At 69.3% G+C, this 25971-nt stretch carries 21 protein-coding genes; 15 read left to right on the top strand and 6 right to left on the bottom strand.

Features of this window, described 5'->3' with window-relative positions; all coding sequences use genetic code 11:
* Window positions 1-144: 144 nt before the first annotated feature.
* On the top strand, window positions 145-2448 hold the full coding sequence (locus Ate02nite_RS38270) for a hypothetical protein (protein ID WP_239148011.1): 2304 nt from the start codon (window positions 145-147) through the stop codon (window positions 2446-2448).
* 99 nt (window positions 2449-2547) lie between these two features.
* Here the strand turns inward: Ate02nite_RS38270 and Ate02nite_RS38265 are convergent, their stop codons facing one another.
* From Ate02nite_RS38265 to Ate02nite_RS38255, 3 genes are all read right to left on the bottom strand, one after another.
* Window positions 2548-4095 carry a glycosyltransferase family 87 protein gene (locus Ate02nite_RS38265; protein ID WP_203812809.1) on the bottom strand — a complete coding sequence of 516 codons (1548 nt, stop codon included), beginning with the start codon at window positions 4093-4095 and terminating at the stop codon, window positions 2548-2550.
* A gap of 132 nt (window positions 4096-4227) precedes the next feature.
* Window positions 4228-6678 carry a transglycosylase domain-containing protein gene (locus Ate02nite_RS38260; protein WP_239148010.1) on the bottom strand — a complete coding sequence of 817 codons (2451 nt, stop codon included), beginning with the start codon at window positions 6676-6678 and terminating at the stop codon, window positions 4228-4230.
* A gap of 411 nt (window positions 6679-7089) precedes the next feature.
* The gene (locus Ate02nite_RS38255; protein ID WP_203812807.1) at window positions 7090-7557 is read right to left on the bottom strand and encodes a DUF5318 domain-containing protein; all 468 of its coding nucleotides are present in this window, start codon (window positions 7555-7557) and stop codon (window positions 7090-7092) included.
* Between the two features lie 170 nt (window positions 7558-7727).
* Between Ate02nite_RS38255 and Ate02nite_RS38250 the strand changes: the two genes are divergently transcribed.
* The 3 genes from Ate02nite_RS38250 (at window position 7728) to Ate02nite_RS38240 (ending at window position 10135) form a co-directional block, all read left to right on the top strand.
* Window positions 7728-8357, top strand: coding sequence for a PadR family transcriptional regulator (locus tag Ate02nite_RS38250; protein ID WP_203812806.1), 630 nt, complete (start codon window positions 7728-7730; stop codon window positions 8355-8357).
* Window positions 8358-8377: 20 nt separating this feature from the next.
* The gene (locus tag Ate02nite_RS38245; protein ID WP_203812805.1) at window positions 8378-9457 is read left to right on the top strand and encodes an inositol-3-phosphate synthase; all 1080 of its coding nucleotides are present in this window, start codon (window positions 8378-8380) and stop codon (window positions 9455-9457) included.
* A gap of 150 nt (window positions 9458-9607) precedes the next feature.
* Window positions 9608-10135 (top strand): peptidoglycan-binding domain-containing protein, encoded by a 528-nt coding sequence (locus tag Ate02nite_RS38240; protein WP_203812804.1) that lies wholly within the window; start codon window positions 9608-9610, stop codon window positions 10133-10135.
* A 62-nt stretch (window positions 10136-10197) separates the two neighbouring features.
* Here the strand turns inward: Ate02nite_RS38240 and Ate02nite_RS38235 are convergent, their stop codons facing one another.
* Both Ate02nite_RS38235 and Ate02nite_RS38230 read right to left on the bottom strand, forming a co-directional pair.
* Complete coding sequence (locus Ate02nite_RS38235; protein WP_203812803.1) at window positions 10198-10653, bottom strand: methylated-DNA--[protein]-cysteine S-methyltransferase; 456 nt, start codon at window positions 10651-10653, stop codon at window positions 10198-10200.
* A gap of 9 nt (window positions 10654-10662) precedes the next feature.
* Window positions 10663-12093 carry a CCA tRNA nucleotidyltransferase gene (locus Ate02nite_RS38230; protein WP_203812802.1) on the bottom strand — a complete coding sequence of 477 codons (1431 nt, stop codon included), beginning with the start codon at window positions 12091-12093 and terminating at the stop codon, window positions 10663-10665.
* A gap of 57 nt (window positions 12094-12150) precedes the next feature.
* Here Ate02nite_RS38230 and Ate02nite_RS38225 point away from each other — a divergent pair, with 57 nt between their 5' ends.
* The 8 genes from Ate02nite_RS38225 (at window position 12151) to Ate02nite_RS38190 (ending at window position 20910) form a co-directional block, all read left to right on the top strand.
* Window positions 12151-13023 (top strand): hypothetical protein, encoded by an 873-nt coding sequence (locus tag Ate02nite_RS38225; protein ID WP_239148009.1) that lies wholly within the window; start codon window positions 12151-12153, stop codon window positions 13021-13023.
* 49 nt (window positions 13024-13072) lie between these two features.
* Window positions 13073-14839, top strand: coding sequence for a murein biosynthesis integral membrane protein MurJ (gene murJ, locus Ate02nite_RS38220; RefSeq protein ID WP_203812801.1), 1767 nt, complete (start codon window positions 13073-13075; stop codon window positions 14837-14839).
* A 153-nt stretch (window positions 14840-14992) separates the two neighbouring features.
* On the top strand, window positions 14993-16564 hold the full coding sequence (locus tag Ate02nite_RS38215; protein WP_203812800.1) for a protein kinase family protein: 1572 nt from the start codon (window positions 14993-14995) through the stop codon (window positions 16562-16564).
* Between the two features lie 23 nt (window positions 16565-16587).
* Window positions 16588-17241: an RNA polymerase sigma factor SigM gene (gene sigM / locus Ate02nite_RS38210; protein WP_239148008.1), complete on the top strand. Its 654-nt coding sequence runs from the start codon at window positions 16588-16590 to the stop codon at window positions 17239-17241.
* On the top strand, window positions 17238-18203 hold the full coding sequence (locus tag Ate02nite_RS38205; RefSeq protein ID WP_203812799.1) for an RsmA family anti-sigma factor: 966 nt from the start codon (window positions 17238-17240) through the stop codon (window positions 18201-18203). The genes sigM and Ate02nite_RS38205 overlap by 4 nt, the downstream gene beginning before the upstream one ends.
* Window positions 18204-18322: 119 nt before the next feature.
* The gene (trxB, locus tag Ate02nite_RS38200; RefSeq protein WP_203812798.1) at window positions 18323-19282 is read left to right on the top strand and encodes a thioredoxin-disulfide reductase; all 960 of its coding nucleotides are present in this window, start codon (window positions 18323-18325) and stop codon (window positions 19280-19282) included.
* A gap of 15 nt (window positions 19283-19297) precedes the next feature.
* Window positions 19298-19621: a thioredoxin gene (gene trxA / locus Ate02nite_RS38195; RefSeq protein ID WP_203812797.1), complete on the top strand. Its 324-nt coding sequence runs from the start codon at window positions 19298-19300 to the stop codon at window positions 19619-19621.
* Window positions 19622-19761: 140 nt separating this feature from the next.
* Window positions 19762-20910: an N-acetylmuramoyl-L-alanine amidase gene (locus Ate02nite_RS38190; RefSeq protein ID WP_203812796.1), complete on the top strand. Its 1149-nt coding sequence runs from the start codon at window positions 19762-19764 to the stop codon at window positions 20908-20910.
* On the opposite strand, the gene Ate02nite_RS38185 is transcribed toward Ate02nite_RS38190, so the two are convergent.
* Entirely contained in the window at window positions 20907-21575 is a 669-nt protein-coding gene (locus Ate02nite_RS38185; protein ID WP_203812795.1) for a GNAT family N-acetyltransferase, read from the bottom strand. The two genes, Ate02nite_RS38190 and Ate02nite_RS38185, sit on opposite strands and share 4 nt — an antisense overlap.
* A gap of 219 nt (window positions 21576-21794) precedes the next feature.
* Between Ate02nite_RS38185 and Ate02nite_RS38180 the strand changes: the two genes are divergently transcribed.
* Genes Ate02nite_RS38180 through Ate02nite_RS38170 form a run of 3 tightly spaced genes read left to right on the top strand, consistent with a single transcriptional unit; the run spans window position 21795 to window position 24902 of the window.
* Entirely contained in the window at window positions 21795-23105 is a 1311-nt protein-coding gene (locus Ate02nite_RS38180) for an aminotransferase-like domain-containing protein (protein ID WP_203812794.1), read from the top strand.
* Window positions 23106-23113: 8 nt separating this feature from the next.
* Window positions 23114-24070 carry a D-alanine--D-alanine ligase family protein gene (locus tag Ate02nite_RS38175; protein WP_239148007.1) on the top strand — a complete coding sequence of 319 codons (957 nt, stop codon included), beginning with the start codon at window positions 23114-23116 and terminating at the stop codon, window positions 24068-24070.
* A 40-nt stretch (window positions 24071-24110) separates the two neighbouring features.
* Window positions 24111-24902 (top strand): class I SAM-dependent methyltransferase, encoded by a 792-nt coding sequence (locus Ate02nite_RS38170; RefSeq protein WP_203812792.1) that lies wholly within the window; start codon window positions 24111-24113, stop codon window positions 24900-24902.
* The last annotated feature ends 1069 nt before the right edge of the window (window positions 24903-25971 follow it).

Here is a 25971-nt window from a genome sequence, read left to right as displayed (position 1 = left end):
AAACCGCCCCCGGAGAGTTTGGCGCCGCCTAAGCCGGCTCCGGCTCCGGCTCCGGCTCCGGCTGCGGCTCCGGCTCCGGTCAAACCGGCCGTTGAGGTGCCGAAACCGGCTTCGGCGAAGCCGACCGTCGAGGTCAAGCCTCCGATGTCCGAGGCTGCTCGGGCGGCCCTGATCGATCGGGCGGCCTCGCCGAGCCCGACCCCGACCCCGACCCCGACCCCGACATCGACATCGGCCCAGCCGGCCGTGGCCGAGGCCGGACCGGCGCCGGACAAGCCCGGAAGACGACGCTTTCTCTTCTTCGGTAAACGATCCGCGCCGGTAGCCGCGCCACAGATCCCGGCACAGGTGACAAATCCCCCGGTCGGCGCCCTGGCTGCCGCGGCCGGCCTGAACGGCATTGCCGCCGCACCGTCCGATGTGGCCGCCGCGCCGGGCGTAAAGCTCAAGGAACCGCTGCCCAGCGACCGCCCCGCGCACGCCCCGCCCGACCCGTGGAAAGCCTTCGCCAGCACCGCCGAGCGTCCCCCCGGGCGGATCCGCCGCGGCATCCGGGCCGTCGGCCGCGGCCTGATCCACGAGTACGCCGTGGTCACCTACCTCGCCCTGGCCATCGCCGTGGCGCTGACCTGGCCCACCCTGCAATATCCGCTGCACACGCTGCCGCAGGACCTCGGCGATCCGGCCCGGCAGGCCTGGCAGATCGCGTGGAGCGGGCACATCCTGCTCACCGACCCGGTCCAGCTGTGGCAGTCCAACGCGTTCTTCAACCAGCCCAACAGCTTCGCGTACGGCGACAGCCTGCTCGGTTACGCGCCGGCCGGAATGCTCGGCGAGGGCCCGCTGGCCGCGACGCTGCGCTACAACATCCTCTTCGTGCTGGCCCACGCGCTGCTGCTGATCGGCTCGTACGCCCTGGTCCGCCAGCTGGGGGCCGGCCGCACCGGTGCGGCGGTCGCCGCGGTCGCCTTCGCGTCCGCCCCGTGGCGGCTCGCCCAGGAGGGCCACCTCGACATCATCTCGGCCGGCGGCATCCCGCTCGCCCTGGCCATGCTGGCCCGCGGGCACGGCTGGTCGATGCGGCGCGGGTTCCGCCGCAAACATCGCAACGCCGGCTGGGCTGCGGCCGGCTGGCTGGTCGCGGCCTGGCAGGTCAGCCTCGGCTTCTCGCTGGGCCTGCCGTTCCTCGGCGTGCTCGGTCTCATCCTGCTGGTGCTGCTCGTCCGGGTGCCGATCCGCTGGTTCCGCCGGCCCACCGAGCGACCGGTGCTGGGCTGGCGGCTGCTGGTCGCCGACGTTCTCGGTCCACTCATCGTCGCCGGGATCGCCGCGCTGATCGCCATTCCCTACTTCAAGGGCTCCGGCACGGCCACCGCCACCGCCGAGATCAAGTTCTTCTCGCCGCCACTGCGCAGCCTGCTGATCGGCCCGGCCGAGTCGCGTGTCTGGAGCGGCGCGCACGCCGTGCCCCGGTCGTCGCTGACCTGGCCGGCCGAGATGTCGCTGCTGCCGGGCTTCGTCCTCTACGCGCTGGCCCTGGCCGGGCTGGCCTTCTCCATCTGGACGCTCTGGCAGCGGCTGTTCCTGCTGGCCGGCCTGGCCACGACGATCATCCTGACCCTGGGCACCAACTTCTTCGACGGCAAGTGGACCTACCTCCCGCTCTTCGGCCACCTGCCGGCCTCACTGGGCACCCGGATTCCGGGCCGGCTCATGCTCTGGGTGACACTTCTGCTCGCGGTGCTGGCCGCCGGTGCGGTCGCCGAGTTCGTCCGCCGTGCCGACCACTGGGCCGAGTCGCGCATCCCGCCGTGGCCCGGCCCGTGGCTGCGCACGGCCACGCTGATCCCGCTGGCCCTGGTGCTGGTCGAGGGCTGGAACTCCACCGCCCACCCGGTCGTCCCCGACCAGCCGGCCGCGATGCGCACGGTCACCGGCCCGATGCTGGTGCTGCCGACGGCCGAACTGACCGACCAGATGACCATGCTGTGGTCCACCACCCGGTTCCAGGAGATCGCCAACGGCTCCGGTGGTTTCGCCGCCGGTCGCCAGGCCGACCTGCGGCGCAACGCGACGACGTTCCCCGATCAGGCCAGCGTCGACTACCTGCGCGGCCAGGGCATCACGACGGTCCTGTTGCTGCGCGACTACGTGGCCGGCACCCCGTGGGAACGAGCCGGTGACACCCCGGTCGACTCGCTGGGCATCACCCGCGAGGACCTGGACGACGCCGTCCTCTTCCGCCTGAGCCAGCCCAGCACCCAGCCGACCGATCCCGCCCAGCCGGGCCAGGGCACGTCACCCACGCAACCGCCCGGCCAGGGCACCTTCCCCACCCAACCCGGTCAGGACCTCTTCCCGACCCAGCCCGACCAGATCACGCCGGGCCAGACCTTCCCGACCCAGCCGATCCAGCCCACCGTTCAGGCGCAGGCCCTCGCGAGGTAACGGTGGCCGAGCGCAAGCCCGCGAGGCCTGGTGGGAAGCAAGATATGCAAACGGCCGCCCGGCGCAGGTGCGCGGGCGGCCGTTATTGACGCTCGAGGGTCAGGTGCCGGCTGCGGCCGGCTCCGGGGTGGGTGGGGTTTCGTCGGCGGTGGCCGGCTTCGGGCGGTCCAGGCGAAGGCGGCGGCGCAGGGTGCCCACCGCGGCGATGTCCGGCCGGTTGAGGACACCGCCGTCCGGGTCCTCGTCGCCGTAGGTCTGGCGCACCGCGTCGAGCTCGGGCCGCCAGATCTCCCGGACCACCAGGCCGCACAGGACCGCGACGGTGACCAGACGCAGCGTCGCCGCCAGCACGAACGTGCCCTCGGGGATCACCGCCTTACCACCGGCGCCCAGCAACTCGGCGTAGAACGCGGTGAAGTAGCCGAACTCGGCCACGGTCCAGGCGATGATCGCTCCCCAGCGGGGGCGGGCCAGCACGATCAGCGGGAGCAGCCACAGGACGTACTGCTGGGACCAGACCTTGCTGAAGATCAGGAAGGCGGCCACGACCAGGAACGCGAGCTGGGCCAGGCGTGGCCGCTTGGGGGCGGCGAGCGCCAGGATCCCGATCGCGACGCAGGACAACCCGAACAACCCGTAGGTGACCCAGTTGAGCGTGGGCACGTGGTTGCTCAGCCACTGGAACGGACCCTGGTCGCCGTCACCGCCGCTGTGCCACTTGCCGTCCAGATATCGACCCACGTACCAGAGCGTGCCCCAGTCGATCGGCCGCTCGGTGTTGAGCTGGAAGAAGCGCAGCCAACTGTCGTGCCACAGGTACCAAACCGGGAAGTTGACCGCGATCCAGGTCGCGCCGGTGGACAGGAACGCCCAGAACCACTTGTCGACGGTCCTGGATCGCAACGCGAGCACCAGCAACGGCCCGAGGATGAACAGTGGCCACAGCTTCGCCGCCGCGCCCAGCCCCAGGAAGATGCCGGCCCACACCGGATGTCGTTTGGCCCAGAGATAGAGGCCGACCGCGGCCAGGCCGATCGCCAGGAAGTCCCAGTTGACGGTCGCGGTGAAGAAGATGATCGGGGATAGCGCGAAGATCGCCGCGTCCCATGGTCGTCGTCTCCGCAACGCGAGGATCACCGCCGCAGTGATCACCGCCAGCGCCGAGAGCACCAGCGCGTTCACGTTGTAGAACCACTGACCCTGGTTGATCTCCGGGTGCTTGACCCCCCACGAGTGCACCGGCAGCCCGAGCGCCCCCATGAAGTAACCGGTGACCACCGGGTATTCCACGGCGTGGTCCTTGTAGGGGACCTTGCCGTCGTTGAGCCCCTCCGCGTAGTACAGAGCGAGCACGTCGGTGTAGCAGAAGCGCGTGTACTGAATGTTCTTCTGCCAGTCACCGGTCTGGCACGGCGACTTCTGCACCCAGGAGAACGCCAGCGTGATGCACGTCAGCGCCAGGATGATCCGAGCCGCCGTCCAGAACCGTCCGGTCCGCGCTTCCGGCCGCACGGCGTGCGAGCCGAGCGGGCCGCCGATCGCCTCGGAGAGCCCACGAACGAACCCGTCCCCGGTCGCCGGAGCGCTGGTGGCCGGAGCGTCAGGACCATCGGGGCGGTCAATGTCCTCGGACGGTTGCGTGCTCATGACAACGCATCATGCCCTAAGAACCTCAACGGACGTACGCCCGCTCACCAGTGGGTCGCACTGGGACAAAAAGAAACCGGCGCCCGCCCCGAAAGGGGCGCGCGCCGGTCCTAGGTAAAGCGGCTGATCCGGCTAAGTGCCGTCGGTTTGTGTCCCGGCAGTCGGCAAGATGGTGGTCCCTGGGTCGGTGTTACCGGTGTCGGTACCACCGTTGCCGTTACCGTTCCCGTTGTTGTTGCCGTTGTTGTTGCCGTTCCCGTTGTTCTGGCCGTTGTCCTGGCCGTTGTTCTGCCCGGTGTCACAGCCGAGGCCGATGACCGCGAAGGCGCAGTCGCTGGCCGGCACTTCCGGCGGCTTCTCACCGTTGCCGAACTTGGCCGGGTCACCGGTCTTCTGGCGAGCAGGGAAGTCTTCCTGCTTCATGTCCAGCGCCTTGGTCACCGAGTCGATGAACATCTTCCAGATCCGCGACGGGGTGCCGGCACCGAACATGTCCCCGCCGCCGGCTTCCTTGAGCTCCACCTTGTTGGTGGCGCCACCGACCCAGACCGTCGCGGCCAGCTGCGGAATGCCGCCGACGAACCAGCAGTCACCGCTGCCTTCCTTGTACTCCCAGGTACCGGACTTGGCGATGCCCTCGCGGCCGTTGCGCAGATCCCGCTTGTCGACGTCGACGATTTCCTTCATCACGGCCGACAGGTTGGACATCTCGGCCTCGCCGAAGACCCGGTTGCCGTCGGTCTTCTCCTGGCCGATCACCGACGACTTGCCGTTGTCGGGATCGACCCGCTTGACCGTCTTGATGAAGTGCGCCGCGTGGTGCACACCCTGGTTGACGATCGTGGCCACACCCTCGGCGTGCTCGAGCGGCACGACACGGTACTGACCGAAGCCGACCTCACGGTCGAAGTAGCCGGCGCTCGACCACGTCGACGCGTCGGTCTTGGCCAGGTCGACCTGCTCGCCGTTCGGGAAGCCCTTCTTGACGTCGGTGTAGATGTGCCGGATGCCGGCGGCCTTGGCGGCCTCCAGCACCTTCGGCACGCCGATGGTGTCGGTGATCCAGTAGAACGGGAAGTTGTACGACTTGATCGTCGCCGTCTCCAGATCGCAGTACTTGACCTTCCCCTTACAGATCTTGCCCGGGTCGGCGCCGGCGTTGCTGATCTCCGTGCCGTTCTTACGCTTCAGCGTGCCGTCCCAGACGCTGTCGAACGAGACGCCCTCTTTGAGGCCGGCCGCCAGCGTGTAGATCTTCATGGTCGAGCCGGGCGACTGGCCACCGATGATCTCGGTGCCGGTGCCGTTGAGATAGCCGCCGTAGTCGGTTCCGGAGGAGTTGTCACCGCCGTAGTAACCGAGCACCCGCCCGGTCTTCGGATCGATGCCGATCACCGCCGCCTGGTACGACTTGGGCCGGCCGTGCATCGGCGAATCGGCGCTGTTGCGCGAACCGGCCTCCTCGGCGGCCTTCTGCACGTCCGGGTCGATCGTCGTCTGGATGGTCAGACCACCCTGGTCGATCTCCGACTGGGAGATGTTCATCGCCAGCAGCTCGGCCTTGACGTGCCGGATGATCATGCCGACCGGCTTGTTCTCGGCGCAGGTCTTGCAGGCGTCCGAGTTACGCGGCTTGACCTTCGGGTAGACCCGCTTGTTGTACACGTCCTGAGTGACCCAGCCCATGTCGAGCATGTTCTTCATCGTGTACTCCCACCGCGCCTTGGCGTCGGTGAGGTTGTAGTTCGGGTCGTAACCGGCGTGCGCGTCGGTCGGGTAGGGCTGCTTGATGATCGAGGCGATGACCGCAGCCTCGTACGGCGTGATGGCGTTCTTCTGCCCGGCGGCCGTGGTGACCGACTTGCCGAAGTAGCCCTGCGCCGCGGCCTCGATGCCGTACCTGCCTTCGCCGAAGTCGACGTAGTTCAGGTACATGCCCATGATCTGGTCTTTGTTGTACTGCGACTCGAGCTTGCGGGCGATGACCGCCTCGCGCAGCTTCCGGTTGATGCTGATGGCCTTCAGGTCGGCCGCGTGCCGCGCGTACTGCTGGGTGATCGTCGACGCACCCTGCGTGGCACCACCGGTGAAGTTGTTCCACGCGGCGCGGACGATGCCCTTCATGTCGATGCCGTGGTGCGAGTAGAAGTTCTTGTCCTCGGCGGCGGCAACGGCGTGCTCGACCACCTTGTTGATCTTCTCTTCCGGCACCACCGTGCGGTTGGCCTCGCCGAGCTTGGCCAGCACCGTGCCCTTGGAGTCGAGGATCACGTTCGACTGGTCCTCGGTGACCGGCGGCGGAAGCGCCACGTCATCGAAGAAGTAGGTGCCGCCGACGACGCCGGCACCGAGCATGATGACCAGCACGGCCGCCGCAGCCGTAAGGATGTTGGTGCGGCGGCGGCGCTTGGCGGCCTTGGACTTGTCCTTGCCGGAGGGCGCGGTGGGCGGACCACCCGGACCCCCGGGGGGAGCGGGCGGCCCTGGCCGGACCGCGGCCCGGGCCACCGACGCCCGAGCGCCGACCGAGCCGGTGCCGGCCCCGACCGAGGCGCGCGCGCCGACCCGGGCCGACCCGGTCACGTTGCCCACCGAGGCGCGCCCGGGAGTGGCCGCGCCAACTGAGGCGGCACCCACTGAGGCAGCACCCACCGAGGCGGCGCCGACGGAGGCACGCCCCCCGGTTCCGCGGCGGTATGCGTCGGGGGCGGGACGACTGGAAGGTTCGTCACCAGGCGCGGAGGCACCGGACCCGGGCACGCTGGCCCGGGCACGCGGAGACTGCGAATCGCCGTACGAGTTCATGCGGTCACACCTCGGTCGCGGTGGCGCGCGCCGAAAGAGCCCTGGAGGGGCCCCCGCCGACAACGCCACGTGCGGACGATTTGGGCTGCATCCCGGCAGCCGCCCTGTCGAATGTGATGAATGACCGAATACGGCGCTGGATGCCCGGGTCGGTCGGGGTCGTCCCCACGGTAGAGGGATCAAGCCACGTCATCCGCGGCCCTCCCGTCGATGTGACGACGACCCGATCTCGCGGTGGCGGCCCGCGGCGGACGAGGCTACCGCCTCGGCCAGATCAAGCTCGTCGGCGTTCAGCGCGTCCCGGCCCAGTACGTACTGCTGGATCAGGTGATTCCACGCGCAGGAGCGGCACACCTCTACGACGAAGACCTGAAACTCACGCAGAGTCATCGCCATGACGGGAAGCTCGGCCAACTTGCGGGCCTGTCCGGCGGACTGCTTCAGCTCATCGCCATAGATGTAGTGCACCAGAGTGAGATTGTCGCGGCGGCAGATCGGACAGCGGTCGTCCGTCGGCTCGCCGTGGAAGCGAGCAGCGTTTTTCAAGTACGGCGAGGCATCGCAGACCTCAAGGGTCCCGACCCGCCCGTTGTGCACGTCACGCAGCACTGCCCGCTTCTGTAGCGAGTAGTCGACCACCTGCCGCTGCGTGCGCATGGCGAAGAGAGTACGCGGTCCGCGCCGGTGCGGCGACAGCCATCACACAGCGTGGCGCGGCCGTTGCGTAACCGGCAACACTTTCCGTTTTCCTTGCGTCCACCGGATCGTGGATCTACGGTAGCGATGTATCGGGCCGATACATCGGGGCACAGGGAGGAGACGCCGGGATGTTGGACTTGGCGATCCTCGGTCTGCTCCAGGAGACCCCGATGCACGGTTACGAGCTCCGCAAGGAACTCGCCACCAAGCTGGGCACAATCCGAGCTGCGATCAGTTACGGCACGCTCTACCCGACGCTCAAGCGCCTGCAGGCGACCGGCTGGATCACGGAATCCGAGTCGGATCCGTCGATGATCCCCCCGATGACCAGCAAGCGGGGCCGGGTTGTCTACAAGATCACTGCGGAAGGCAAGGAACGCTTCGCCGACCTGATCGCACAGGCCGGCCCGGAGACGTACGACGATGCCGGCTTCGGAGTGCACTTCGCCTTCTTCTCCCGCACCGACCAGGCGACCCGCCTGCGGATCCTCGAGGGCCGTCGCCGGCGGATCGAGGAGCGCCGCGAGGGTCTGCGCGACGTGCTCTCCCGGGCCGGTGAACGGCTCGACGCGTACACGCTTGAACTGCAACGTCATGGCCTCGACGCCTGTGAGCGCGAGGTCAGATGGCTGGAAGAGCTCATTACCAATGAGCGCTCCGGCCGCGCGCCGGCTACCCCCGGCTCGTTCGACATCCCAGCCGACCCGGCTAGGGACGCATCCCCCGAAGTCCCGCGTCCTCATCAGGACCGGCCGTGATGAACAAGGAGGCAAACGCGATGGGTTCCGTCCGCGTCGCCATCGTCGGTGTGGGTAACTGCGCCTCGTCCCTCGTGCAGGGCGTGGAGTACTACAAGGACGCCGACCCGAACGACCGCGTTCCGGGTCTCATGCACGTCAAGTTCGGCGACTACCACGTCTCCGACGTGCAGTTCGTAGCGGCGTTCGATGTGGACGCCAAGAAGGTCGGCATGGACCTGGCCGAGGCGATCGTTGCCAGCGAGAACAACACGATCAAGCTGACCGACGTTGCGCCGACCGGCGTCACGGTCCAGCGTGGACCGACCTTCGACGGTCTGGGCACGTACTACCGCGAGATCATCGAGGAGTCGTCGGCCGAGGCCGTCGACGTGGTGCAGGCGCTGCGCGACGCTCAGGTCGACGTGGTCGTCTCCTACCTTCCGGTGGGCTCCGAGCAGGCCGACAAGTTCTACGCCCAGGCCGCGATCGACGCCGGCTGCGGCTTCGTCAACGCCCTGCCGGTCTTCATCGCCTCGAACCCGGAGTGGGCGCAGAAGTTCATCGACGCCGGTCTGCCGATCGTCGGTGACGACATCAAGAGCCAGGTCGGTGCGACGATCGTGCACCGCGCGCTGGCCAAGCTGTTCGAGGACCGCGGTGTCGAGCTGCTGCGCACGTACCAGCTCAACTTCGGCGGCAACATGGACTTCATGAACATGCTGGAGCGCAACCGCCTGGTCTCCAAGAAGATCTCGAAGACCCAGTCGGTGACCTCGCAGATCCCGCACGAGATGGTCAAGAGCGACGTGCACATCGGCCCGTCGGACCACGTGCCGTGGCTCGACGACCGCAAGTGGGCGTACATCCGCCTCGAGGGCCGCTCGTTCGGCGACACCCCGCTGAACGCCGAGCTCAAGCTCGAGGTGTGGGACTCGCCGAACTCGGCCGGTGTGATCATCGACGCAGTGCGCGCCACGAAGATCGCCCTGGACCGCGGCATCGGTGGCCCGATCCTCTCGGCGTCGTCGTACTTCATGAAGTCCCCCCCGGTGCAGTACAACGACCACGACGCGAAGGACGCCGTCGAGGCCTTCATCCGCGGTGACGTGGAGAGCTGACACCCGAACCGATAAAAGGCCGGACCGCATCGCGGTCCGGCCTTTTACGTGCCCCGAATTAGAGGGGTGGACGACCGATAGACGATCGCATATATTCGTGCCACGACGACGGACGACTTCGATCCGCGTCTATCACGGGGAGAATTTCATATGCGTTTCAGGTCCATGCTGGCGTCCCTTGCCGCCGTGGCGAGTGTGGCTGCCGGTCTGACGGTCGCCGCCGACCCGGCCTATGCCAACACCGCTGCCGGTTACATTTCCGGCGGCGGTGTCGTGACGGACGATCTCAACGACGAGGGCACCCTCTCGACCACCACCAACAACTTCAACGGTGCAGTCTGGCTCTGGCAGCAGATCCTGATCGCCGACGGGTTCCTGACCACGGCCGGCCGGGACTGCCAGTTCGGCGCCGGCACCAAGGCGGCGACCAAGCTCTGGCAGGCCGCGCACGGCCTCACCGGCAGCGCCGCCGACGGCATCGTCGGCCCGCAGACCTTTGCCAAGGCCGGCCTGAACTGGGAGCTCTACTCGTACGACTCGGAGAACCAGATCTACACGGTCCGGTACTACGGTTCCAAGTCGTCCTTCCCGGCCGAGCGGATGCTTAACGGCCGCTACCAGTCGGCCGCGTTCGCCATGTACTTCTCGTACACCGGTTACAACACCGATTACTGCTGAGAATTGAATCGAAATAGGGCCGGCCCATTGGGGACCGGCCCTATTTCCAATGGGAAAAACATTCAACCCCAGGAACGGGTCAGTGCCACCCTCGCCTCGAGTTCGAGCAGCTTGCGCTTGCGGTCGAGGCCACCGCCGAAGCCGACCATCTTGCCGCCGGCCCCGACCACCCGATGGCACGGGACGATCACCGGGACCGGGTTGTGATTGCAGGCCGTGCCGACCGCTCTTGCCGCCCCCGGATCGCCCAGCGCGGTGGCGATCGCCCCGTAGGTGATCATCTCGCCATAGGGGATCTTGGCGATCTCGGCCCACACCGCCCGCTCGAACTCGGAGCCGCCGGGCATCTCGACCGGCACCGCGAACTCGGTGAGCTCGCCCGCGAAGTAGGCCGCCAACTCCTGGGCCGCCGGATGCGTGCCGGCCGGCCCGGGGCGCACCCCGAAGCGCACTCCGACGACCGTGTCCTCGACCACGGAGACACCGAGCGGCCCGATCAGGGAGTCGACGACGAACATGCCCACGGCCTAGGAGACGTGGCCCTGGTCGCGGGCCCACTTGTAGAGCTCGGCCTCGGCCTCGTCCCGGTTGAGCGGCCCCCGATCGAGGCGCAGCTCCTTGAGGTAGCGCCAGGCCTGACCGACGATCGGGCCGGGCGGCACCCCGAGCAGTTCCATGATCGCGTTGCCGTCCAGGTCGGGCCGCACTCGGGCGAGGTCTTCCTCGGCCTGCAGCCGGTCGATCCGTTCCTCGAGCGCGTCGTAGTCGGCGGCGAGGTTGGCGGCCTTACGCCGGTTGCGGGTGGTTACGTCGGAACGGGTGAGTTTATGCAGCCGGTTCAGCAGCGGTCCGGCGTCGGTCACGTACCGCCGCACCGCCGAATCGGTCCACTCTCCCCGCCCGTACCCATAGAAGCGCAGGTGCAAAGAGACCAGCTCGACCACCTCGGACGTGATGTCCTTGGGGTATTTCATGGCCTTCATGCGCTGTTTGGTGAGCCGGGCGCCGACGATCTCGTGGTGATGGAAGCTGACCCGGCCGTCCCGGCCGACGGCCTTGGTGGCCGGCTTGCCGACGTCGTGCATGAGCGCGGCCATCCGCAGCACGAAGTCGGGCGCGTCGGCGTCCTCGAGCCGGATGGCGTTGGCCACCACGATCAGGGTGTGCTCGTAGACGTCCTTGTGCTGGGCGTGTTCGTCGATCTCGAGCTTCAGCCCGGAGATCTCCGGCAGGAAGCGGTCGGCCAGGCCGGTGTCGACGAGCAGCCGAAGCCCGGTGATCGGGTCGGCGCCGGACATCAGCTTGGTGAACTCGTCCCGGACCCGTTCTGCGGTGATTCGGTCGAGATCAGCGCACATATCGGTCATCGCGGTGATGACGGATTGATCCACAGTGAACTGCAGCTTCGCCGCGAACCGCGCGGCCCGCAGCATCCGAAGTGGATCATCGCCGAACGACTGCGACGGCGCGGCCGGCGTCCGGATCACTTTGGCCGCGAGGTCGGCCAGCCCGCCGTACGGATCAGTAAAGACGTGCTCGGGCAGCGACACCGCCATCGCGTTGATGGTGAAGTCGCGCCGCTCGAGATCTTCCAGAAGCGATTTCCCGTATTGCACGATCGGGTTACGGGTGACCCCGTCGTAGGCTTCCGCCCGGAATGTGGTGATCTCCAGCCGAAGCCCGTTCTTCTGGACACCGATCGTGCCGAAGTCGCGGCCGGTCTCCCAGATCGCGTCGGCCCAGCCCTGCACCAGCTCGAGGGTCTGCTCGGGGGTGGCGTCGGTGCAGAAGTCGAGATCGTCACCGAGCCGGAGCAGCAGCGCATCCCTGACCGAACCGCCCACAAGGTGCAACTCATGACCGGCGGCGCCGAAACGGCGCCCCAGTTCGTCGGCGACCGGGGACACGCGCAGCAGCTCGGCGACCGCGTTCTGCTGGGCGGCATTGAGAACAGACATGGGGTTACCAGGGTATAGGTCGTGGCAGCGTGATTCCTAAACGGGCAGGATGGACACGTGCCCGTTTCCGAGGCGCTGCGTCACCTGGCCGAGGACCCTGGGTTCTGGATGGGCGACGCCGCCGAACCCGACTCCCCCGAGCTGCGCACCACCTTCCCGGTGACCGGCGGCTATTCGCTCGTTCTCGATCTCGACCCGGCCACCGGGGAACGCACTCTCGGCCTCCGCGTCCCGGCCCACTCCGAGCCGGTGCAGCTGGGCTGGGCTCCGGCCGGGGGTCCCTATCCGGCGGCTCTACGCTGGTCGGAGCTCGATCTCTTCGCCCGGGTGATCGCCCTGGACGATCCGATGCTGCCGCATCCGGGCCTGGTGGTGGCGCTGCTGTCGCCGTTCGCGCCGCCGACACCGGACGACGACGAGGCGGCGATCGCCGCGGTGCGCACGGCCGCGTACCTTTCCCTGCGCCGGGACGTCCCGGCGCCCGCGCCCTCCGGGCCCGAACAGGCGCCCCTGCCGCTCTTCGCGAGCGACGACTGGTGGCCGTCTCCACCAGCGGCTTCGCCGCAGGTGCTCGACGAGGCCGCGATTGCCGAGCTGATCCGTCCGCCCGACCGCTTTTCCGAGGTACGGGTGGGGAAACGCTTTCCAAGAGAAGACCTGGCCGATCTCGTACGCCGATCGACAGCTCTCCTGGACGACGTGCCACGCCGCTCCTGGTACGCGCAGACCCGCCCGCTCGCCCGCCGCATCCTCGACGCCGGTGACCTGGCACCCATTCCTGCCCTGCTGGGTGCGCTCACCGAGGCCGGCTGCGATCATCCGACCGTGCTGGACGCGCTGAGCGAGCCCCTGGTCCCGCTGGAGGCGTACTGGATGGTGGAGACGCTGGCCGGGGCCGAGCCGGGCACCCTCCTGCGCCGCCGGATGTGACGCGCCCCTTTATGGTGACTGCATTATCGGGAGAAGTCGGGAGGCACGGGTGAACAGCGGCCTGTACCGGAGTGCACACGCGTCACCGGACGGTGTGCCGCCGCAGGCCGAGGAGGGTGTCACCCTGATCTCGGTCGACACCGACGCCACCGGCCAGGACCAGGCACTACCGCCGGAACAGTTGCCGCCCGGAAACGACGGCACGACCGGCGACGGCGGCACGGCCGGCAACAGCGCGGTCATGGCGATCGGCAGCCTGGTCAGCCGGATCATCGGGTTCGCCCGGAACGCCCTGATCGGCATGGCCCTGGGCGCCGGCGTCGGCGATGCGTACACCAGTGCCCAGTTCCTGCCCGGCCAGATCTACGAGCTGCTGCTCGGCGGCATCCTGTCCAGCGTGCTGGTGCCGCTGCTGGTGCGCCGGCGCAAGGCCGACCCGGACGGTGGACTCGAGTTCACCCGGAAGCTGCTGACCTTCGCGGCGGTGTCCCTCGGCATCGCGACCGTCCTGGTGGTGGTCGCGGCGCCGCTGATCACCTGGATCCAGTCCGGCGACGACACCACGCCGGCCTACCGCAACCTGGTCACCCACTTCGCGTACCTAATTCTTCCGATCATCTTCTTCACCGGTCTGTCCGCCCTGATCGGCGCGGTGCTGAACGTGCGCGGGCACTTCGCCGCGCCGATGTGGGCACCGATCCTGAACAACGTCGTGGTGATCGCCGTCTGCGGCGTGTTCATCGTGTTCTTCTCGAACGACGACCTGTCGGTGACCAACATCAGCAGCGGCGCGATCCTGGTGATGGGTCTCGGCACCCTGCTCGGCATGATCGTCCAGGCGCTGGGCCTGCTGCCCGCGCTGCGCAAGGTCGGCTTCACCTGGAAGTGGCGCTGGGACCCGCGCTCGCTCGGCCTCGGCGAGATCGGCCGGCTGGCCGGCTGGATGCTCTGCTACGTCGCCGCCAACCAGGTCGCGGTCTTCGTCGTGGTCCGCATCCTCAACCAGGTGGCCGGCAAGGGCAGCGCCAGCACGCTGGCCTTCAACAACGTGTTCCTGCTGACGATGATGGCGCACGGCATCGTCGGCGTGTCGGTGATGACCGCGCTGCTGCCGAAGATGAGCGCGGCCGCCGCCGAGGGCCGGTTCTCCGAGGTCAGCGCCGACCTGAGCCGCGGCATCCGGCTGGTCTCGGCCGCGCTGGCCCCGATCGCGGTGGTCTACGGCGTGCTGGGTGCGCCGATCGCGGTGATGCTGTTCCAGGGCGGCAAGTTCACCAACCACGACGCGCTGGCCACCGGTGACGTGCTGGTGGTGGCCGCGTTCGCGGTGCTGCCGCTGTCGATCAGCTACCTCTGCACGTACGCCTTCTATTCTCTGCAGGGCAACAAGACCGCCGCGCTGATCAACCTGCCGGTCGTCGCCGTCCGGATCGGCGCCTACTTCGCGCTGGCCGCGATCCTCGACAAATCGCTGTCGGCGGTGGGCATGACCGCCGGTAACGCGATCTCCTATCTGGTCTCGGCCCTCATCTCGCTCGCCGTGCTGCGCCGCCAGATCGGCCGACTCAACCTCGGCACGGTCGCGGTGTCGCTGGTCAAGGTTCTGGTGGCGGCCGCGATCGCGGCGGCACTCGGCGTTTTGGTAGTGCATCTGCTGCCCGGAGCCGGCGCTCCGGACGGGCGGGGACAGGCGATCATCCAGTTGATCGCGGGCGGCGCGGTCATCCTGCTGGCCTATCTGATCGCCGCCACGGCACTCCGAGTTCGTGAAGTAAGTGACGTGGTGGGGATGGTCCGGCGCAAGCTGGGCCGTTGACCTGGGGATTTTCCCCCTTTCCGGCATTTCGGGCAGTAGTCCAACTGGACAGGTCTCGGTGCCGCGCCGGGGGGACGACCTGCCATGAGGTGGCCGGGGACGGGTATGGTCGGTGTCGGCATGTGCTGATCGCACGTCGCTATTTGCACCAGCATGGGCAACCGTGCGAGGAGCACCGAGGGAGGACGGGTGACCCAGGTCGGCGAAGGCCACGAGACCGCGGCCGATGCGGACGGGCCGGTCATGACCTTCGGTGCACCCACCGTCGGTGAGATCCTGGCCGAGCGTTATCAGCTCGAGGAGCACGTCAACAACGACAGCGCGGGCCGGCAGGTCTGGCGCGGTATTGACGTCGTGCTCCGCCGCCCGGTCGCGGTGGTGTTGCGCTACCCCGGTGGCGACTCGGCCACCGAGATGCTGCAGGCGGCGGTCGATGCTAGCCGCGTGATCCACCCCAACCTGGTCGGCGTCTACGACGCGATCGACGAGGGCTCCCGTTCTTACGTGGTGCGTGAGTGGGTCGATGGCGAGTCGCTGCGCGAACTGGTCGCCGAGGAGGGTCCGCTCGACCCGGCTCGGGCCACCGCGATCGCCCACTCGATCGCCGACGCGCTGGCCGCCGTGCACGCGACCGGCATGGTGCACGGCAACGTGCACCCCGGCACGACCCTGATCGGCGACGACGGCCGGGTGGTGCTGGCCGACGCGCGTGCCGACTCGGCCGACAGCACCGAGGCCGACATCCGCGCGGTCGGTGGCCTTCTCTACTTCGCGATGACCGCGCACTGGCCGCACACCGAGATCGGCCGGTCCACGCTGCCCGACGCCAACCGCGACGGAGCCGGCAACCCGGCGGCGCCGCGGCAGATCCGCGCCGGCGTCCCCGCCTACCTCGACGACCTGACGATCGACCTGCTCGACAAGCGGGTCACGGCCCCCGAGGCCGACGCACTCGCCGCCGAGCTGGCCCGGCTGGACGCGGCCGACGACGACTACGACGACGTCGGCCCGCTGCGGTTCACCCAAGGTGGCACGCCGTCCGAGCCGTCCCGGAACAACTCGAAGATCGTCATCGGGGTCGCCGCGCTGGTCGTCATCGCGATCATCGGTCTGGTCTTCGGCATCCGCGCAATCACCAGTTCGGGCGACCCGGCGACGACCAAGACCACCGAGGCCAACGCCGGCGGCGACACGTCGACCGGCGAGGACAGCCAGGCCCCGGCCCCCACCCCGCAGCCGATCAAGCTGACCGCCGACATGGTCCGCATCGTCGACCCGCCGCCCGGCGACCGCAGCGACGCCGACGAGGCGAAGAACGTGGTCGACGGCAACCCGGACACCGCGTGGGAAACCCACCGGTTCAACACGGCGAAGTTCGGCAACCTCAAGCCCGGCATGGGTGTGCTGATCAACCTGGGCAGCGAGCGCAACCTGGCCGACGTCCGGGTGGAGACCTCCTCGCCCGGCGTGGGCATGGAGATCCGCAGCGGCACGTCCGACCCGGGTGACTCGAGCACCGGCGACGGGAAGGTCGCCACCACGTTCAAGAAGCTCGGCGAGGCCGACGCGGAGAGCAAGGGCGACGGCACCAACCGGATCTTCAACGTCTTCGACGCCAACACCAAATACCAATACGTACTGGTGTGGATCACCGAGCTGCCGCGCGCCGACGACGGCGATCGGTACCAGGTGAGCGTCAACGAGATCTCGGTGTACGGCTACTAGACCGCCACCGATAGATTGCTCTGGTGACTTCCGGGGACGGTGCGCCGAGCGACGCCGACCTCCTGCGCGCCCATCTCGACGGTGACGCGCAGGCGTTCGGCGAGATCGTCCGCCGGCATCGCGACCGGCTGTGGGCGGTCGCCCTGCGCACCGTCGGCGACCGCGAGGAAGCCGCCGACGCGGTGCAGGACGCGCTGCTCAACGCGCATCGCAACGCCGCCAAGTTCCGCGGCGACGCGGCCGTCACCACCTGGCTGCACCGCATCGTGGTGAATGCCTGCCTCGACCGGATCCGCCGCCGCCAGGCCCACCCGACCGTCCCGCTGCCCGACGGCACCCGCGCCGACGACGACCGGCCGGCCGCACCCGAGCCGGCCGCACCGACCGAGGACCACGACACCGCCCTGGTGGTGCGGCAGGCCCTCGCCGATCTGCCGGTCGAGCAGCGCGCCGCGATCGTGCTGGTCGACGTGCAGGGCTACCCGGTGTCCGAGGCGGCCGAGATCCTCGGGGTGGCCGAGGGCACGATCAAGAGCCGCTGCGCACGTGGCCGGGCCCGGATGGCAGTGGCCCTCGGGCACCTGCGCACCGGGGGAGACGGGAGTCACGGGAACCACAACGCCGCGCAGACCGTCCCATCCGGACCAGCGGCGGGCGAACGGAGGGACCAGAGGTGACCGGGGCCGAGTTCCGCGAGGTCGACATCGACCTCCTGGCGGACTACATCGGTGGCGCTCTGTCCGGCACGCCGGACGAGTCCTCGGTGGCTGCCCTGATCGCCGACGACCCGGCCTGGCGAGCCGCCTACGAGTCGCTCAGCGGCGGCATGGCGACGGTCGGCGCCCAGTTGGGCGCGCTCGAACCGATGGTGATGCCCGACGACGTGGTGGCCCGGCTGGAAGCCGCGCTGGCCTCCCCGATCGCCGCGCCCGACCCGATCCCGGCCGAGCTGGCCGCGCCCCCGGTTCCGCACCTCGCTCTGGTTCGTGGTGACCATGCTCACGACGTACCGCAAGAAAGAACGACGGCGCGGGAGCGCGGCAGCAAGCCCGGCTCCGCGCGCAGATTGCGCTGGGCCACCCCGATCGCCATCGCCGCCGGCGTGATCGCCTTCGTCGGCTTCGGCCTCGACTATCTCGCCGGCCGCGAGTCCAATTCCTCCGACATGGCCTCGTCCAGCGCCGCCGGCGAAGCCCAGGCCCGGCAGAACTCCGCCGCGATGCCCGGCGGACCCCAACTGCTGGCCTCGGGCACCGACTACACCGCCTCGACGCTGGCCACCGGGCCGCTGGAGCCGTTCGCCGCGTCCGCGAAGTCGTCCTCTCGGGCCACCGACCCGAGCGTTCAGTCCGAGAGCGCTCCGATGGCCGCGCCCGATCAGGCCGGCTCGATCAGCGGCGACGACCCCCTGGCCCGGCTGCGTAACCCGGCGGTCCTGCAGGAGTGCATCGACGCCATCGCCGCGGAAAACTCCGATGGGCCGATTTACCCCCAGTCAGTGGATTTCGCCCGCTTCGACGGGTCTCCGGCCCTGATCGTCCGATTCAGCGCCACGCAGGGCTCGTGGGCGTGGGCGGTCGGGCCGTCCTGCGGCACGGGCGGCAAAGCGAACACTCTCGACACCGCCCCGGTACGCTGAGCGACACTCCCGGTGAGGTCGGCCACGGGCCGAGCGCACGGGAATGGCGTGTGCCTAGCATGGCGTTCTAGCCTGCAGTGTCGCCGCGTCTCGGCGAATACAGACGACAGGAGTCGGCAGTGGACGAGGTCCGCAATCTGATCATCATCGGTTCGGGACCGTCCGGCTACACCGCGGCGTTGTACGCGGCCCGGGCCAACCTCAAGCCGCTCGTGATCGAGGGCGTCCAGTCCGGTGGCGCGCTGATGACCACCACCGAGGTGGAGAACTTCCCCGGTCACCGCGACGGCATCATGGGCCCCGAGCTCATGGACAACATGCGTGCGCAGGCCGAGAAGTTCGGCGCTGAGTTCCTCACCGACGACGTGACCCGCGTCGAGCTGGGCGACAAGCCCACCGAGGCCGGCACCGAGGGCCTCAAGACGGTCTGGGTCGGCGACAAGCAGTTCTTCGCCCGTGCCGTGATCCTCGCCACCGGTTCCGCCTGGCGGCCGATCGGCGTGCCCGGCGAGCAGGAACTGCTCGGCCACGGTGTCTCGTCCTGTGCGACCTGTGACGGCTTCTTCTTCCGCAACCACCACATCGTCGTCGTCGGCGGTGGCGACTCGGCGATGGAGGAGGCGACCTTCCTCACCCGCTTCGCCGAGACGGTGACGATCGTGCACCGGCGTGACTCGTTCCGGGCGAGCAAGGTCATGCAGGTACGCGCGTTGAACAATCCCAAGATCAAGGTCGAGTGGGACTCGGTCGTCGAGGAGATCCTCGGTTCCGACGGTGCCGTTGTCGGCGCCCGGCTGAAGAACATCAAGACCGGCGAGACCAAGGTTCTGGACGTGACCGGCGTGTTCGTGGCGATCGGCCACGACCCGCGCAGCGAGCTGTTCAAGGGGCAGGTCGAGCTCGACGACGAGGGCTACGTGAAGGTCGACTCGCCGTCGACGCGCACCAACATCGCCGGCGTCTTCGCGGCCGGCGACCTCGTCGACCACACCTATCGTCAGGCCATCACGGCCTCCGGCACGGGTTGTGCCGCGGCGCTCGACGCCGAGCGTTTCATCGCGTCATTCGTAGAGCTTTAGACCGGGAGGGTCCTAGTGGGAGCAGGCAAACCAGTCACCGACGCCACTTTTGTGAGCGACGTACTGCAGTCCGACAAGCCGGTGCTGGTCGACTTCTGGGCGGAGTGGTGCGCGCCCTGCAAGAAGGTGGACCCGCTGCTCAGCGAGATCGCCAAGGAAATGGGCGACAAGGTGGAGATCGTCAACATCAACATTGACGAGAACCCCGAGACCACGCGCGCCTACCGGGTGATGTCGGTGCCCACGCTGACCATCTTCAAGGGCGGCGAACCGGTCAACTCGGTCACCGGCGCCAAGCCCAAGAGTGCCCTGGTCAACTTCATCGAATCGGCTATCTGACGCGGTCTCCCGACGCGGTTTTCTGACGCCCCGCATTCGTACGGATGCGGGGCGTTTGCATGGTTTTGCCAACGGGTACTGGCGGCGCCCGGGGAGTACCCTCCGAAGTCGTCCTTCCTTTCCTCACCAGGGAGTCGCGCGTGCGTTCCATCCGACGTGGAGACAACGGCCCGGCCGTTGCCGAGATCCGATCCATCCTGGTCGGGCTGGAACTCCTGGACACCGCGTCCGACGTCTTCGACGACGACCTGGACACGGCGGTGCGCGCCTTCCAGCAGAGCCGCGGCATCGGCGTCGACGGTCTGGTCGGCGACGAGACGTGGGGCGCGCTCGACGCGGCCCGGTGGCGGCTCGGCGCCCGCACGCTCTTCCACTCGGTGTCCAACGCGCTCGTCGGCGAGGACGTCCGCACCCTGCAGGAGCGCATGCTCGAGATGGGCTACGACGCCGGTCGGGCCGACTCGATCTACGGCCCGCGCACGGCCCGCGCGGTCGCTCAGTTCCAGCGCGAGGTCGGGCTCACCCCCGACGGGTCGTGCGGACCGCAGACCATGAAGGCGCTGCGCCGGCTGGGCCGCAAGGTCGTTGGCGGCCGCCCGCAGTGGCTGCGCGAGTCCGAGGCGTTCCGCCAGGCCGGCACCAACCTGATGGGCAAGACCATCGTGATCGACCCGGGTCACGGCGGCGGCGACGATCTCGGCGTCGTGGTGCCGGAAGGTCCGCTCCGCTGGACCGAGGCCGACCTGGTGTTCGACCTGGCCGCCCGGCTCGAGGGCCGACTCGCCGCGGCCGGCATGCGGGTGCACCTGACCCGTGGCCCGCAGCCCGCGGCCACGCTGACCGGGGCCGAGCGGGCCAACCTGGCCAACAGCCTCGGCGCCGACCTGCTGATCTCGCTGCACCTCGACGGGCACGAAAACGAGGCGGCGCACGGGGTCGCGACCTACCACTACGGCACCGGCAGCGGCCTGAGCTCGACGGTCGGTGAGCGCCTGGCCAATCTGGTGCAGCGGGAGATCGTGGTGCGCACCGGCATGCGCGACTGCCGCGTCCACTCCAAGACCTGGGAGCTGCTCCGCCTGACCAAGATGCCGGCGGTGCGCGTCGACCTCGGTTACCTGACCTCGCCGGTCGATCGGGACCGGCTGGTCAACCCGCTGTTCCGGGAGCAGATCGTCGAGGCGATCCTGGCCGCCGTGCAGCGGATGTACTACCCGGTTGAGATCGACGTGCCGACCGGCTCGATCGACGTGCGCCAGCTGCGGGTCGCGCTGGCCAACAAGGGCTAGTTTTCGACGCTGCGCGTTGCGGCGGCCGGGCGGACCGGTCGCAGCAGCGTTTCCGGGCTCATCGAGCCGAGGAGTTTCTCCAACGCGTACTCGACGTCGGACTTCCACGACAGGGCGGTGCGGAGCTCCAGCCGCATGCGCGGGTAGCGCGGATGCGGACGGACCGTCTTGAAGCCGACGGAGAGGAAGAAATCGACCGGCGCGACACAGCCGGACGGCTGCTCCTCGTCGGCCTCACCGAACTTCGCGTCGCCGAACGCCTCGATCGCCTTCACCCCGCGCTTGGTCAGGTCGCGCGCCACTCCCTGCACCAGCATCCGGCCGAGGCCGCCGCCGGCGAACGCGGCCACCACGTGTGCGGTCATCAGCAGGGCCGCGTCGGCGCTCACCGGAGAGGTCGGGAAGGCCATCGAACGGGGGACATAGGCCGGTGGGGCGTACATCACGAAACCGGCCGGCATGCCGTCGACATACGCCAACTTGCCGCACGAACCCCACTCCAGCAGGGTCTGCGACACCCACGCTTCCTTCTCGAGGCCGGGGTCGCCGGAGGCACAGGCCCGCTCGGCAGAAACTGGGTCGAGTTCCCAGAAAACGCACTGGCGGCAGGGCCTCGGAAGGTCCTCGAGGGTGTCCAGCGTGAGATTGACCAGGCGACGCGACACGGAATCCCCCCAGAGCAGGCGACCAGTCCCGGGCTACGGTCCTGTTAGTCGTTCTTCGCCCGCGCCCCGCGGTGGATCCTACGCCGCAAAATCCATGAACGGGCCCAGGACGGGCATCCCCCCACATCCACCCTGTGGATAACTTGCGGCCCTCGTCGCCCTCCCCGACTACGATCGACCTACTTCCGATCGCCGATCCGATTCGCCGAGGAGGGCCGCATGACCGGCACCACCCAGGACGACTACACCGACGTCTACGCGCGCCGAGTGCGTGGCATGACCACCTCGGAGATTCGCGCACTGTTCGCCGTCGCCAGTCGTCCCGAGGTCGTGTCGCTGGCCGGCGGTTCGCCCTACATCGCGGCACTGCCGCTCGACGCGGTCGGCGAGATGCTCGGCCGGCTCGGCTCCGAGCACGGCGCGGTGAGCCTGCAGTACGGCATCGGCCAGGGCACCGTCGACCTGCGCGAACGCATCTGCGAGGTGATGGCGCTCTCCGGCATCCACGGCGCCTCCCCCGACGACGTGGTGGTTACCGTCGGCGGTCAGCAGGCGCTCGACCTGCTGGCCCGGCTCTTCCTCGACCCGGGCGACGTGGTGCTCGCCGAGGGTCCGAGCTACGTCGGCGCGCTCGGTGTCTTCCAGGCCGCTCAGGCCCAGGTTCACCACGTCCCGATGGATGACGAGGGCCTGATCCCCGCCGCCCTCGAGGAGGCCATCGCCGCGGTGGCTCGCTCGGGCCGGCGGGCCAAGTTCCTCTACACGATCCCGACCTTCCAGAACCCGGCCGGCGTCACCCTTTCGGAGGAGCGCCGCGAGCAGGTTCTCGACATCTGCGAGCGGGCCGGTCTGCTGGTGGTGGAGGACGACCCGTACGGCATGTTGTCCTTCGAGGGCGACGCCCCGCTCCCGCTGCGGGCCCGCCGGCGCGAGGGTGTCTTCTACGTGAGCACCTTCTCCAAGACCTTCGCCCCCGGCCTGCGGGTCGGGTGGATCCTCGCCCCGCACGCGGTGCGGGAAAAGCTGGTCATGATGAGCGAGGCCAACGTGCTGTGCCCCAGCGCGTTCGCCCAGGCCGCCGTCACCCAATACCTGACCACCATGCCGTGGCGCGAGCAGGTCAAGTCCTACCGCGAGATCTACCGCGAGCGTCGCGACGCCCTGCTGACCGCGATGCGTGACCTGATGCCGGCCGGCACCACCTGGACCAACCCGACCGGCGGCCTGTTCGTCTGGGTCACCCTCCCCGAGGGCCTCGACTCGAAGGCGATGATGCCCCGCGCCATCGCCGCCCGGGTGGCCTACGTGCCCGGCACCGGCTTCTACGCCGACGGCACCGGCACCGGCAACATGCGGCTGAACTTCTCGTTCTCCAGCCCCGAACGGCTCCGCGAGGGCGTCCGCCGCCTCTCCGGCGTCATGGAGCAGGAGCTGGCGATGCGTGCCGTCTTCGGCGCCGCCGCGGGCCACCCCCACCATCGTCGCCGCGGCAATGCCGCCGCCGACGCGCCCGGCCCCGACTTGGCATGATCCTTCCCATGGCTACTGGTGACGATGTGCGAGTAATGGTTCTGGCCGGCGGCCTGTCCTACGAACGAGACGTGTCGCTGCGCTCCGGCCGTCGCGTGCTCGACGCCCTCAAGGCGGTCGGCGTGCACGCCGAGATGCACGATGCTGACGTCTCCCTGCTGCCGGCCCTTCAGGCCGACCCACCCGACGCCGTGGTGATCGCACTGCACGGCGCCACCGGCGAGGACGGCTCCCTGCGCGGCGTCCTCGACCTCTGCGGCATCCCGTACGTCGGCTGCGACGCGCGGGCCTCCCGGCTGGCCTGGGACAAGCCGTCCGCCAAGTCGATGCTGCGCGAGGCCGGCATCCCCACCCCCGACTGGGTGGCACTGCCGCACGACCGTTTCTCCGAGCTCGGCGCCGTCGCGGTCCTCGACCGCATCGTCGACCGCCTGGGCCTCCCGCTGATGGTCAAGCCGGCCCAGGGTGGTTCCGGCCTGGGCGCGGCGGTGGTCCGGGAAGACACCGACCTCCCACCCGCGATGGTTGGCTGCTTCGCCTATGACTCGACCGCGCTGGTGGAGAAATTCGTCCCCGGCAAGGACGTCGCGGTCTCCATCATCGACCTCGGCAACGGCCCCGAAGCTCTGCCGATCGTCGAGATCGTCGCCCGCGACGGCCTGTACGACTACGCCGCCCGCTACACCGCCGGCCTGACCACGTGGCACGCTCCCGCCCGCCTCGACGCCGAGGTCGCGGCCCAGGTCTCCGAGACGGCCCTGGCCGCTCACAAGGCCCTGGGTCTGCGCGACCTGTCCCGAGTCGACCTGATCGTCGCCGAGGACGGCTCACCCCAGGTTCTGGGCATCAACGTGTCCCCCGGCATGACCGAGACGTCCCTGCTGCCGCTGGCGGCCCAGGCGGCCGGCCTGGACTTGGGCAACATCCTGGCGACCCTGGTGACGAGGGCCGTGGCCCGCGCGTAATTCGATCGCCGATGATCAGTCGGCTGACCACCATGGACTGATGAGCGGCGAACTGATCGAGCATTACGGCACCGACGGCCTCGAGGACACCCGACTGCGGCGGTCACCGCACGGCCGGCTGGAATTCCTGCGCACGCAGGAACTGATCCGGCGCTGGCTGCCCACCGCCACCGGCCTGACCGTGCTCGACGTGGGCGGCGCCACCGGCATCCACGCCGAGTGGCTCGCCGCCGACGGCCACCACGTGCATGTGGTCGACCCGGTGCCGGCGCACGTGCTGGAGTCCGCCCGGCTTCCGGGCGTGACCGCCGAGGTGGGCGACGCCCGCATGCTGGACGCCGCCACCGACAGCGTCGACGTGGTTCTGCTGTTGGGCCCGCTCTATCACTTGACCGCGCCGGCCGACCGCGCGCTCGCCGTCGCCGAGGCGGTGCGGGTGCTGCGTCCGGGCGGCCTGCTGGTTGCCGCCGGGATCAGCCGTTACCTGTCATTGCTGGAACTGGGCACAAACGGCCGTTTGACGGCCGACACCGAGCCGTCGCTGCAAACCCTGATCGACACCGGTTCCTACGACGGCCACGTCGGTTTCGTGTCCTCCCACTTCCACACCGCCGACGAGCTAAGGGCCGAGATCATCACGGCCGGCCCGTCCGAGGTGACGGTCTACGGGGTGGAGGGCCCTGCGTGGCCGTCCTTGGACTACGCCGGCACCGACGCCTTCAACGATCTGGTAGACGCCGCCCTGCGCTGCGCCCGCCTGGTCGAACAGGACCCCCAGCTGATCAACGCCAGCGCCCATTTCCTGGCGTTCGCCCGCACGCCGCAGCCCTGATCTTCCATCCCTCCGCACCCCTGCCCGGTAGGAGGTTCGGAGGGCCCGCTGATTGCCGGATCCCGCACTGGCCGCCACAGGCCCACACCAACGGTTTCGCACGTCGGCCGTAGGGCCGGCAATGACGCTGCCGCCGCCGGCTGGTCCCGTTTCTGCCGCCGATCGCCACCGCTTCCCGGATGCCATTAACCGCCCGCTGCTAACCGCCCGCTGCCGGATGCCTGCCGCATGATGCGGCCTGCTCCGCCAGGGTGGCACCGGCCGTTCACCGCCGGGTACCGCCTTCTGCCTCCGGTTGGCCGCCTACAGCGGATCTGCTATCCGAGCCGTCAGAAGGGCATCGACCGCCCGTCGCCGGAAGAGATCTGCGCCGCCCGCCGCCGGCCGGGGACGAGGCCGGGGCCACTCGCCGGGGCCGGGATCACCCGCCCTGCCGCCGCCTGCCGAGGCCACCCCCTGCCGGACGAGGCCGACCCGCCCGCCGAGCCCAACCTGCCTACGGCCGGCCGAGACCGACCCGCCCGCCAGGCCCAACCCGCCTGCTGCCGGCCGGGGTTAACCTGCCTGCTGCCGGCCGGGACCGGGACGCCCGCCAGGCCCAACCCGCCTACTGCCGGCCGGGGTTAACCTGCCTACTGCCGGCCGGGACCGGAACGCCCGCCAGGCCCAACCCGCCTACTGTCGGCCGAGGCCAATCCGCCTACCGAGGCCGACCCGTCGTAAAAGTCGCCGGTGTCGATCAAGGTGACGCCCGCGTCCAGCGCGGCGGCACAGTGGCGATGCTCTCTCCGCGGTCGACCGGCCTACCGAGGCCGGGACCACCTGTCAAAGCCGGGCCGTCCGCCGGGCCAGCCGCCCATTGCCCGCCGATACAGCGGACCACGTGCCGGCCCCAACGCCCGCCGCCCACTGGCCGCCGGGACCGGGGCCGCCTGTCGGCACCGCCGCCTACTGCCGGACCGGGACCGGGACCGCCTGCTGGTCTCGCCGCCCGCCGCCCACTGGCCACTGGGACCGGGGCCGTCTGTCGCCGCCGCCGCCCACTGCCGGACCGGGACCGGGACCGCCT

The sequence above is a fragment of the Paractinoplanes tereljensis genome (assembly GCF_016862435.1).
GTDB classification, from domain to species: domain Bacteria; phylum Actinomycetota; class Actinomycetes; order Mycobacteriales; family Micromonosporaceae; genus Actinoplanes; species Actinoplanes tereljensis.
Note: the sequence above shows the minus strand (reverse complement) of the source record. Positions and strands in the feature narration are given on the sequence as shown.

Coding starts and splice junctions, on each gene's coding strand:
- Ate02nite_RS38270 (WP_239148011.1), top strand. CDS start 145: ATGTCCGAGGCTGCTCGGGCGGCCCTGATCGATCGGGCGGCCTCGCCG.
- Ate02nite_RS38265 (WP_203812809.1), bottom strand. CDS start 4,095: ATGAGCACGCAACCGTCCGAGGACATTGACCGCCCCGATGGTCCTGAC.
- Ate02nite_RS38255 (WP_203812807.1), bottom strand. CDS start 7,557: ATGCGCACGCAGCGGCAGGTGGTCGACTACTCGCTACAGAAGCGGGCA.
- Ate02nite_RS38250 (WP_203812806.1), top strand. CDS start 7,728: ATGTTGGACTTGGCGATCCTCGGTCTGCTCCAGGAGACCCCGATGCAC.
- Ate02nite_RS38245 (WP_203812805.1), top strand. CDS start 8,378: ATGGGTTCCGTCCGCGTCGCCATCGTCGGTGTGGGTAACTGCGCCTCG.
- Ate02nite_RS38240 (WP_203812804.1), top strand. CDS start 9,608: ATGCGTTTCAGGTCCATGCTGGCGTCCCTTGCCGCCGTGGCGAGTGTG.
- Ate02nite_RS38235 (WP_203812803.1), bottom strand. CDS start 10,653: ATGTTCGTCGTCGACTCCCTGATCGGGCCGCTCGGTGTCTCCGTGGTC.
- Ate02nite_RS38230 (WP_203812802.1), bottom strand. CDS start 12,093: ATGTCTGTTCTCAATGCCGCCCAGCAGAACGCGGTCGCCGAGCTGCTG.
- Ate02nite_RS38215 (WP_203812800.1), top strand. CDS start 14,993: ATGGGCAACCGTGCGAGGAGCACCGAGGGAGGACGGGTGACCCAGGTC.
- Ate02nite_RS38180 (WP_203812794.1), top strand. CDS start 21,795: ATGACCGGCACCACCCAGGACGACTACACCGACGTCTACGCGCGCCGA.
- Ate02nite_RS38175 (WP_239148007.1), top strand. CDS start 23,114: ATGGCTACTGGTGACGATGTGCGAGTAATGGTTCTGGCCGGCGGCCTG.
- Ate02nite_RS38170 (WP_203812792.1), top strand. CDS start 24,111: ATGAGCGGCGAACTGATCGAGCATTACGGCACCGACGGCCTCGAGGAC.